The sequence below is a fragment of the Alistipes sp. An31A genome, assembly GCF_002159425.1.
Lineage (GTDB): Bacteria > Bacteroidota > Bacteroidia > Bacteroidales > Rikenellaceae > Alistipes > Alistipes excrementigallinarum.
This window is the reverse complement of record NZ_NFIO01000008.1, coordinates 102,373-111,461: the sequence shown is the minus strand read 5'-3', so window position 1 is coordinate 111,461 and position 9,089 is coordinate 102,373. Positions and strand designations below refer to the sequence as shown.

General features: G+C 42.2%; 9 protein-coding genes and 1 pseudogene. 9 read left to right on the top strand and 1 reads right to left on the bottom strand.

All coding sequences use genetic code 11. The annotated features are described in order from the left end of the window. The first annotated feature begins 160 nt into the window (after positions 1-160). The 9 genes and pseudogenes from B5F90_RS08195 to B5F90_RS08160 all read left to right on the top strand — a co-directional run bounded on the left by B5F90_RS08195 (position 161) and on the right by B5F90_RS08160 (position 8,457). A complete protein-coding gene (locus tag B5F90_RS08195; RefSeq protein WP_239307769.1) occupies positions 161-421 on the top strand; it encodes a hypothetical protein in 261 nt (86 codons plus the stop codon). 604 nt (positions 422-1,025) lie between these two features. Beyond that, positions 1,026-2,384, top strand: coding sequence for an AAA family ATPase (locus B5F90_RS08190; RefSeq protein WP_087362315.1), 1,359 nt, complete (start codon positions 1,026-1,028; stop codon positions 2,382-2,384). Between the two features lie 98 nt (positions 2,385-2,482). Beyond that, a complete protein-coding gene (locus B5F90_RS08185) occupies positions 2,483-3,109 on the top strand; it encodes a hypothetical protein (protein ID WP_087362314.1) in 627 nt (208 codons plus the stop codon). Next, positions 3,106-3,933: a nucleotidyl transferase AbiEii/AbiGii toxin family protein gene (locus B5F90_RS08180; protein ID WP_087362313.1), complete on the top strand. Its 828-nt coding sequence runs from the start codon at positions 3,106-3,108 to the stop codon at positions 3,931-3,933. Before B5F90_RS08185 ends, B5F90_RS08180 begins: the two co-directional genes overlap by 4 nt. Before the next feature lie 24 nt (positions 3,934-3,957). Beyond that, complete coding sequence (locus B5F90_RS08175) at positions 3,958-4,572, top strand: hypothetical protein (protein ID WP_087362312.1); 615 nt, start codon at positions 3,958-3,960, stop codon at positions 4,570-4,572. Positions 4,573-4,633: 61 nt separating this feature from the next. Then, entirely contained in the window at positions 4,634-5,776 is a 1,143-nt protein-coding gene (locus B5F90_RS08170; RefSeq protein WP_087362311.1) for a hypothetical protein, read from the top strand. A 607-nt stretch (positions 5,777-6,383) separates the two neighbouring features. Continuing rightward, positions 6,384-6,971: a metallophosphoesterase gene (locus B5F90_RS08165; RefSeq protein ID WP_087362320.1), complete on the top strand. Its 588-nt coding sequence runs from the start codon at positions 6,384-6,386 to the stop codon at positions 6,969-6,971. 1 nt (position 6,972) lies between these two features. Next, positions 6,973-7,056, top strand: a pseudogene (locus tag B5F90_RS11175) (metallophosphatase); the annotation flags it as partial. Between the two features lie 84 nt (positions 7,057-7,140). After that, positions 7,141-8,457, top strand: coding sequence for a hypothetical protein (locus B5F90_RS08160; protein ID WP_087362310.1), 1,317 nt, complete (start codon positions 7,141-7,143; stop codon positions 8,455-8,457). A 180-nt stretch (positions 8,458-8,637) separates the two neighbouring features. Here B5F90_RS08160 and B5F90_RS08155 read toward each other — a convergent pair whose 3' ends face one another. Further along, a complete protein-coding gene (locus tag B5F90_RS08155; RefSeq protein ID WP_087362309.1) occupies positions 8,638-9,081 on the bottom strand; it encodes a very short patch repair endonuclease in 444 nt (147 codons plus the stop codon). Positions 9,082-9,089: the final 8 nt, after the last annotated feature.

Genomic DNA, 9,089 nt, shown 5'->3' with positions numbered 1-9,089 from the left:
TTTGCGATACCTCCAAATTTGGCTTTTCTAGGGCAATTGGAGGTATTCTTTTTATCTTTAGCTAAGATACAAATTTTATATTACATTGGCAATCAATTCGTTATAAAGTTTTATTCTTTTTACGACAGTCCCTAATGTAAAGAACAAGAGTTGGCAAGATGTGGCCGATGGGCTTATCTACTATGCACCGCTCTATGATCATGTTGCTGCATGGGGTATTGAAGGACTCGTAACCAAAGAGTTTGAACCTGAGATAAAGCGCCGTCTGACTATATTCTTCCAGGCAACACAACCAGGTGCAGAAATACCCATGGAGGCTGCCATCGATGAATATAATGTTTTTCACACTTATCCGGCCGCTATTAAAAGTAGAAATGAGGTAAAACAGTTGATTCAGCAGGTGCTGGAAACGACTCGATAGTGAATATTCTAAAAACAAGGCGCTCCTCCGAAGCGCCTTGTTCGTTTTTGAGCCGATATAGCTCTTATTTGCCGATGCAGCATACCGAACAACCTGAATGTGAAAGAGTTGCGTTTTAAACGGTAGAAAAGCCTTTTCTCGCTTGTTTTTCAGGCCAAAAACCGTCCGTTTTGCCGCACCTTTCACTTGAATCAGAACCAACGGAAAAATTCCCTTTTCCCGTCCGAAGTCCACCTGTTTTCTATCCGTTGCGAAGGTACGAAAATAAGTGGGATTTTCACCAACTGATGTCAACTAAAAGCAAGATGCAGTCACGAAGATTTTGCAGCCAAAAGAAAAAACAGGCTGTATCATTGGTAGACTTCGGCAAATCGGCTGGTCTGTTTGGCGGAGCCATCTCTTTTCTTCCCTCTGTTTTGACTTTACTTTAATTGGCGTATATATGAATACGGGGATAAAGTAAAGTCACTTTCGCCATAAGTCTATGTTGCTCCGTTGCTGCCGAAAATTGAAAGGATGTAGGAAAAGTGTAGAATTATAAGAGTTATTTCTAAGGAAAAGTGTATATTTGCGCTACCAAATCTTTTAGAAAAGTGTAGAAACGATGCTGTACAGAAAGATCCGATCATATATAGATGACCACCTCAGGTCTAATGAGGACAAGATTCTCCTTATTGAAGGAGCGCGGCAGATAGGCAAATCTTACATCATAAGAGATGTAGGGACAGAACTCTATGACAACTATGTGGAGATAAATTTCGTGGAAGACGATGCGGGCGACAAGATATTCAAGAATGTCCGCACCACGGAAGAGTTTTACCTGAACCTAAGTATGGTTGCAGGATCCAAGCTGGACAGATATGAAAATACATTGGTATTCATTGATGAGATTCAGCATTATCCGCAATTTTTGACAATGCTCAAGTTTTTGAGGCAAGAACACAGGTATCGGTTTATCTGCAGCGGAAGCCTGTTGGGAATTGCATTGAAAAAGACTGTTTCGGTTCCAGTCGGAAGTATTATTCCCAAGAAAATGTATCAGCTGGACTTTGAAGAATTCCTGATTGCAAATGATTTCGGCGAGGATGCTATTGCGCATCTGAGAAAATCTTTTGAGCTGAAACAGCCTTTGGCTCCGGAGGTTCATGATAAGGTGCTAAGTCTTTTCAAAAGATACCTTCTCGTGGGAGGTATGCCGGATGCGGTAAATGAATATTTGAACAGTCATAATATCGTCAAAGTGAGGGAGGTTCAGGCGGCTATCAGAGAATTGTATGGTGTCGATGCTTCCCGTTACGAAGAGGACGCTGCCAAAAAACTGTATATCCGCCGTATCTATGATATGATTCCTTCTCAGATGGAGAACAAGAAGAAGCGGATTGTAGCAAAAGATATATTGGACCGGAAAGGAGACAGATTCAGCAATTATGTGGAGGAGTTTGAGTATCTGATCAATTCAGGCATTACGATAGCATCCCATGCTATCAGCAATCCGAAATATCCCTTGGCAGAATCCCAGCAGAAAAATTTGTTGAAGCTGTACATGAACGATGTAGGTATGCTTACTTCCCAGTTGTATCATTACAATATCCAGCCAATACTGAACGACATTGCCAGCATTAACCTTGGCTCTGTCTATGAAAGCGCTGTTGCCCAGGAACTGAAAGCACATTACGAAAAACTGTTCTACTACGACAATAAGCAGAAAGGAGAGGTTGACTTCCTTGTTGATGACAGTAGCACCATGAGTGTGCTGCCAATCGAGGTTAAATCCGGTAAGGATTATACGGTTCATAGTGCATTGGACAGCCTGATGGCAATTCAGGATTACCATATTGTTTCATCTATTGTTCTCTCAAACGAAAGGGAAATAAAGACAAAAGGAAATATCCTTTATCTCCCGATTTACTATGTTATGTTCCTGGAGAACAAGGTGCCGGAAAAAGAGAATCTGTACTTTTAGGTATTCACTAAAAATCATGGCTGCACACATAGTAATATTCTAAGCAGAAAAATATATTAAATATACTTTGATATTAAAATAATAGCTACCTTTGTGCCATGAATAATCCATTGCGACAATTAGGAAATATCCCTGTTACAGCTTCCGTTTTGGAGTCCCTGTTCCCTCATATCAGGGGTGGAAGCCAAAAACTCAGGCTGCTTGAGCGTGACAAACAAATAATACGCCTCAAGAAAGGACTTTATGTATGCAGTCCGGAAATAACGGGGAAAACCCTTTCGACAGAATTGATAGCCAATCATCTGTATGCCCCCTCGTATGTTTCCATGTCATCGGCTCTGCGCTATTATGGGCTGATACCGGAAGAGGTTTACACCAAACAGTCCATGACTTTGAAGTATGCCAAGAACTTTGACACGCCATTTGGACGGTTTGAATATACGCATATCTCGAAGGCCGCATTCTCTGTTGGGCTGACAAGCATCAAGAAAGATGGCTACGCGTTTGTGATGGCTACACCTGAAAAGGCCCTGTGTGATCTGATTGCCAATTCTTCAAAAGTGAATTTGCGTTATCTGAAAGATGCCGAAATTTATCTGGAAGAGGATATCCGGATGGAACGAGAGGATTTTATGCAGATGGATGCCCGGTTGTTTGGGGAATATATCAAGGTCGGCAAAAAGGCCGATTCAATTCGTACTTTACTTAAATTGCTGAAGAAATGAAGAATGAGATTTATGACAATATGCTCTCTGCATATGGTGCGACAACGGAACAAGAAAGGCGTAATGCCATATTTGAAGTAAACCAGCAGGTGATACTTGCCGGACTCTACAATGGCGGTTTCTTCGATGTTGCCGCTTTCTATGGCGGTACCTGCCTCAGAATTTTTCATGGTCTCCAACGCTTCAGCGAGGATATGGATTTTTCCCTCCTGACTCCCGATGACAAGTTCGATTTCACGAAATACTTCCAGCCGATAATAGATGAATTTGCCATTGTCGGTCGTGAAGTGGAGATTAAAAAGAAAGACAAAAAGAGTTTTGGTAAGGTGGAATCCGCTTTCCTGAAAGACAATACGGATGTATATGACGTGTCTTTCCAGACCGATAAATCCATAAAAATCAAAATTGAGGTTGATACCCAGCCACCGTTGAATTTCAGGACTGAGCAAAAACTGCTTCTACAGCCTCACTCCTTCATGACACGCTGTTTCACCTTGCCGGATTTGTTTGCCGGGAAGATACACGCATTGGTGTACAGAGGTTGGAAGAACAGGGTGAAAGGTCGTGACTGGTATGATTTTGAATGGTATGTCCGCCACAATGTTCCTCTTGATTTTGCCCATCTCGCAGAGCGCGTCCGCCAGTTCAACAATGAAGAAATCGGGAGGGAGGCATTCATGGCTCAGTTGAAAGACAGATTGGCGTCAACGAACATCAATCAGGTGAAGAGCGATGTCCTTCCATTTGTCAGGAACCCCAAGGAGCTCGACATCTGGTCAAACAATTATTTTGTCCAGTTGGCGGATATGATGAAGTTTGAATAGTATAACGGCTAATACTTACTGATTATGGCAAAACAGATTTTGATTGGCATTAAGGAGCAGGAATTGAGTGAGATTGCGCACTATCTTATGATATATTTCCCATATAACGAGGAAATGTGCAGTTATACGGATGCATGGATGGGTGAACTGTATGAGAACAAATATCCGTTGGTTGCTAAGGGTATGTGGTCGGGAATAATCAATTTGAAAACACATAAACTGCTGAATTGGAAGCCTGAATATGGGGATCTGTACCTGCAGGCCAAGATATGCGACAGCGGAACATATTTCCTGCTCGATAAAGAGAAAAAGGCGATATGTAAGATTGCCGGCTATGTGCCAAACGGCCTGATTCCAGATCAGGATGACTGCAGAGACTATATTCGTTTAAAGATCAATAGTGACGGTACGATAGAAAATTGGCCTGAGAATCCAGACTATTCTGATTTTATCGAAGGCTCTGAGACTGTAGAAAGAATTAATAGGAGCATTGTAGAGGAACCAATACTGGATATCAAGGTTGAGTTCACTTACAGCCAACTTATGACAAAACTGCTTCAATTGCCTAAATTCTTGCAATTGGAGATAGGAAAAGCGTTAGTGGTAAATGCCTCGGAAGGATTTGATGAGACAGAATGAGAATACTTTATAGTGGAAAATTTGATGTTTATTGATAAAAAGACGGAAAAGATATCATAATATGATAGCACAAACTCAATTGAAAAAGCCAAGTAATTGGCAAGACTTTGAAAAACTTTGCAAACTATTGTGGGGCGAAATATGGTCTTGTGAAGATTCTATTAAACGACATGGCCGACAAGGTCAAAATCAGCATGGTGTTGATGTATTTTCGTATGTTGAAAAATATGGCGGATATTGCGGTATTCAGTGCAAAGGTAAGGATGACTATACGAATGCTCAATTAACAGAAGGAGAGATTGATACGGAAATAGAAAAGGCGCTAGGCTTCGAGCCAGAATTAAAGTTGCTGGTTTTTGCTACTACAGCAAATAAAGATGCAAAAATAGAAGGATACATTAGAAAGAAAGACGTTGAGAATAGGGAGAAGGGGCTATTCGCTGTTGATATTGCATCATGGGAAGATATTGTTGACCAATTGGAGCGATATAAAACAACCTACAACTGGTATGTGAACAACTGTCAGTTTAAGGATACCACAGATGTTTCTGTGTCTTTTGGTGGGGAGGAGGAAATAACCGTCCATCCAGAATATATTAGGGTTATTAAACATTATGAGTATAAAGAATTGACTCCATTAGGACAAATTTACCAAGCACAGTTAAAAGATTTGAAGGTTGTGAACTTTGGCGCATCGATTATGTCATGGAACAGACCAACTAAAGTTGATAAAAGATGGTGTAAACTAGGTATAAGAATTGAGAACATCGGGAAGACTGTTATTAAAACACCAAAGCTTGTTGTGTCTTTCCGGTCGGAAGATATTGTTAAAATTGATGACAATTTTTATTATTGCAATGCTTTTGGTATAGATGAAGCGGCGAGAGCACAGATTAATGCGGGAAGGGATGCAAGGAGAGAGGTGTTCCAAACATATAAGAATCAGTTAGAGTATATACCTAAAAACTCCGTTTTTGTACAGAAGGACTATCGAGATTTCCAGATGAGTATAATTCCTGCAGATGGGATAAAGCGGTTACCTTTAATCTGGCGGTTCCTTTGTGAGGACTATCAGAAAGAAGGATACCTGACTATCAATGTGGATCCCCAAATAGAGGACCGCATAGAAACAATTGAAGTTCATGATAAATTAGAACTGAAACCAGATGAGGTTACTATAAAAGCGAAAATTATTGAAAAATAGATCTGATCGAGTGTATGTTTTGTTTTAAAAGTGAAAGTAAAACTCAACGCGCTATTTTATGAAACGTTTTGTCGCCTAATATTAAAATACAATAGCTTTTATAATATAATGTGATTTATAACGTCTGTAATTTATAAGTAAGATTCATTTTGTACAATTCGTAAATGAATTGTACAAGTATATTTCTGCTATCAAGAAATTTGTTGGTTCTCAAGAAAATCCGTAATTTTGCGCCGTCAATTGAATAAAAACATAAAGTTTACAATGCAGCAAAGAAGAATGAACAACTGGAACACTATATCGAACCGAGGCATAAAATGCCTTGAGAGATTGTTGTGTGTCCATACTTCGGGCATTGGAGCATTCTATACTTTTGGAGACATTTTCCGACGAACGTCTGATAGAACATCGGGGATACGATGATGCTGGTATCCCGCTGAAACGATAAATGAAAACCGTCGGAGAGTCCTTACCAAACTTTTCGACGGTTTTTGTTTGATGCCTGTTGGTGACGTTCGCACGATGTGCTCTTCTCCGTCAATTCCGTCCACGGGCTGAATTGTAACGTATTATAAACCGCGCAGTGATGCGCATGAATGAAAAGATTATGAATTATAAATTTGACGGAAGCAGGGTGTTCTTTACATCCGACACCCACTTCAACCACACCAATATCATCAGGTTCTGCAACAGGCCATTCAAGGATGTGTCGCACATGAATGAAACGATTATTTCCAACTGGAACCGCGTGGTCGGTCCGGAGGATATCGTGTTCCACCTGGGTGATTTCTGTCTGGGCGGTTCTGCCGAATGGGTTAACGTACTGAACAGGCTGAACGGGAAAATATACCTTATTTCCGGCAACCACGACATCAAGAACCTGAGGCAGAATTACACGAAATACTTCGAGCAGATAGCGATGCAGATGTATATCGAGGTGGATAAACAGAAGATTTATCTGAATCACTGTCCGTTCCTCTGCTATGGCGGCTCATATGATGACACATGGCAGCTATTCGGACACGTTCATACCCGTAGGAACAATACCGGAAAGGATGCACCGCGGCTGAGTATGCTTCTTCCGACACAATATGATGTCGGAGTGGACAACAACGATTTCACACCGGTTTCTTTTGCGCAGGTGAAGGCAATCATAGGGAAACAGATTGAACAATCAAGGAAAGGAGAACAGTAAGATGAAGATACAATACATGAGTGATCTGCACATGGAGTTCCAGGAGAACAGCAGATACTTGAAAAATAATGAATTGCCTGTAACCATATGGGATATGTTTTTGAGGATGAACACCTGATGAACGGATTTGATCCGGCCAGGTTTATTGAAATTTAATGGACATATAGAAATGAACGAAAGAAAGATTATAGATAGAAAGCTCCTTGTCGATTTGGCGAAGGAGGTCGGCTTGAATGCCTCGCATTTGGAAGCATTGGGTGAAAGCCGTCAATGGGAAATTGTCGTTGGTGGCGATATGCTTGGACGGCTGGTTGAGATACAGCATCGGTTCGAGCGGCTGGCCGTAATGGGTGACGATGAGTACCGGGGATTCTATATAGAAGTGCCACGGCCTACGCCGGAAGAGTGGGGGGATGCCGAGGAATTGATTGCTTCGGGGGAATATGACAGTCGGGAAGCATTCCTTGCGGATTGGCTTGCATTCAACCCGATGGAGACCAGGTGGTTCCATGTCGCTTCAAGTCGATACGAGGATTCCCGGTCAATCCGTGTTACGGACCGGAAGCATATCCATTTTATCATTACGAATTGCCCTAAGTGTACGGATGCAGAACCAGATGATACGTGGTGCAGGGAGAATCTAACCCGCCTCTTCGACTATCTGCAACGGATGATTGATGTCATTGTCGCGAATCCCGACGGGTTCAACGATTACGTGGCGCATAACCTTCCGTACCAGCAGCGTACAGGACGGATTGCACAAAGGGAGTTTAACCGCATAGTATCGAATTTCAAAATTGAGGTGGAAGATAAGGAAACGGCTATCAAGGCATTGGAGGACTCGGTGCATGGGCGTTCTGTCCCTCTTTTGGCAATCATGACCATACGAAAGTATTGCACCTATTTCCGCATTGCCAACGAGGTGTATGAGGCTTATCACCGGAAGCGGGGATGCAAGGGGCGCATCTATACAGATCAGCAGGATGTTCCGGAAGAACTGCGTGATGTTGTCTATTACAAGCGGAAGAAGTTCGTGGATGTGACGGAAATGTACGACATTGACAGTCAGGAGGATTTCATGCGGTTCGCAACTGACCATTACGGAGAACTGGGGCTTTCGCGTCTGAATATCTTTGCCTCACACGACCGGCAACAGGGATGGAAAATTGTTGTTTCCAACAGTTATTCTGCCAATGCCGGATTGGCCATTGAAGTAGCGACAGCCTTGTATAAGGCCGGGGCACCGCTGCTGATATATGATGCAGAGAAGCTCTTAAGGATCCTGCTCGAAGAGGATTATGTACGGCTTGTTCCCGATTCCTATCATAATTATATGGGCTATCAGGAAGAAGGCTCTGTCTACGAACTGCCGTGGGAATACGAATGCTCTGACGATGCTAATTCGGTTCTTATAAAGGAGCAATATCAAGCGATTGTCTCACTTACCGAATGGAAGCCCGAGGAACCTGTGAGGCCCATCGCTTAAAGGCATTGTAGCACATGCCGGCTTGGCTTATCTTCATGCGGAAGCGTATAAAGGTAAGCCAAGTTAATATGGGCACTATTTTTTTTAGAGTAAGTCTCTGATGATTGGGAAAAAGTAGGATTGGATTTACCAATCATCCAATAATTATTTTAAAATAAAGTACTCCGAATTAAGTGTTTATTATTTGTTTGAATATTTGCAACTCTTTTGTGTACGTATATCTGCTGACAACCTGTCTATCAAGCCTGCAAAATCCTTCCCGTGTCTGATCTCGCATTCCCAAACGATAATTACTTTCCAGCCGAATTCTTCAAGTTCGCGTTTTACGACTGCATCCCGTTCTTGGTTGCCTGATATCTTGTTAACCCAAAATTCCGTATTGCTCTTGGGGGTGTATGCATATTTGCAACCGGGATGTCCGTGCCAGAAACATCCATGAACGAAAATGACCGTCTTGTATCGAGGCAGAACGATGTCAGGTTTCCCGGGAAGAGTCTTGACATTGACACGATAACGAAATCCGCGGGCAAAAAGGGCTTTTCGAAGCGTAACCTCTGGCTTCGTACCCTTGCCCCTGATTCGTGACATGACCTCGGATCTTTTTTCTCGGCTCCAGATATCCATGGCGCGTG

Excerpts from the sequence above, each read along its gene's own strand:
- B5F90_RS08190 (WP_087362315.1), top strand. The coding sequence starts at position 1,026 with ATGCTGTACAGAAAGATCCGATCATATATAGATGACCACCTCAGGTCT.
- B5F90_RS08185 (WP_087362314.1), top strand. The coding sequence starts at position 2,483 with ATGAATAATCCATTGCGACAATTAGGAAATATCCCTGTTACAGCTTCC.
- B5F90_RS08180 (WP_087362313.1), top strand. The coding sequence starts at position 3,106 with ATGAAGAATGAGATTTATGACAATATGCTCTCTGCATATGGTGCGACA.
- B5F90_RS08175 (WP_087362312.1), top strand. The coding sequence starts at position 3,958 with ATGGCAAAACAGATTTTGATTGGCATTAAGGAGCAGGAATTGAGTGAG.
- B5F90_RS08170 (WP_087362311.1), top strand. The coding sequence starts at position 4,634 with ATGATAGCACAAACTCAATTGAAAAAGCCAAGTAATTGGCAAGACTTT.
- B5F90_RS08165 (WP_087362320.1), top strand. The coding sequence starts at position 6,384 with ATGAATTATAAATTTGACGGAAGCAGGGTGTTCTTTACATCCGACACC.
- B5F90_RS08160 (WP_087362310.1), top strand. The coding sequence starts at position 7,141 with ATGAACGAAAGAAAGATTATAGATAGAAAGCTCCTTGTCGATTTGGCG.
- B5F90_RS08155 (WP_087362309.1), bottom strand. The coding sequence starts at position 9,081 with ATGGATATCTGGAGCCGAGAAAAAAGATCCGAGGTCATGTCACGAATC.